The sequence below is a fragment of the Kitasatospora saccharophila genome (assembly GCF_039529925.1).
GTDB classification, from domain to species: Bacteria; Actinomycetota; Actinomycetes; order Streptomycetales; family Streptomycetaceae; genus Kitasatospora; species Kitasatospora saccharophila.
In genome coordinates this window covers 1-713 of the sequence record NZ_BAAANS010000171.1, presented here as the reverse complement: position 1 = coordinate 713, position 713 = coordinate 1, and the positions used below count along the sequence as shown (strand labels likewise).

The 713-nt window shown below is 69.8% G+C and carries 1 pseudogene; it reads right to left on the bottom strand.

The features are described 5' to 3' along the window. Nucleotides 1-713: pseudogene (locus tag ABD345_RS40015) on the bottom strand (sodium:solute symporter); the annotation flags it as partial.

The window sequence follows — 713 nt, the reverse complement described above, 5'->3', positions numbered from 1 at the left end:
CGCCCCGATGCCGATCGCCGCGAACGCCACCCCGGTGAACCAGGACGGGAACATGTCGGCGAACAGCTGCGGCACCGCCAACTGGCTGTTGAAGCCCTTGGTGCCCTTGCCGATCCCGGCCGCGATCGCCATGAAGCCCAGCAGCGCCAGCAGGCCCAGCATCAGCGAGTACGCGGGCATGATCGCCATGTTCCGGCGCACCGTGTTGCGGGACTTCGACGCCAGCACGCCGGTCACCGAGTGCGGGTACATGAACAGCGCCAGCGCCGAGCCGAACGCCAGCGTCGCGTACGCCCACTGGCCGGTCGGCCCGACCACCAGCGAACCGCTGGGCTTGCCGTTGGCACCGGGGGTGGCGAACTTGTGCTGCGCGGCGTCGAAGATGTGGCCGAACCCGCCCAGCCGGGTCGGGATGTAGATCACCGCGACCGCGATCACGATGTAGATCAGCGCGTCCTTGACGAACGCGATCAGCGCCGGGGCCCGCAGGCCGGAGGAGTAGGTGTACGCGGCCAGTACGCCGAAGGCGATGAACAGCGGCAGGTCCTGGAGGAACCAGTTGCCGCTGCCGCCGACCCCGAGGGTGTCCAGCACGGCCTGGATGCCGACCAGTTGGAGCGCGATGTACGGCATGGTGGCCAGGATGCCGGTGAGCGCCACCACCACCGACAGGCCGCGCGAGCCGTAGCGGCCGCGGACGAAGTCGGCCGGGG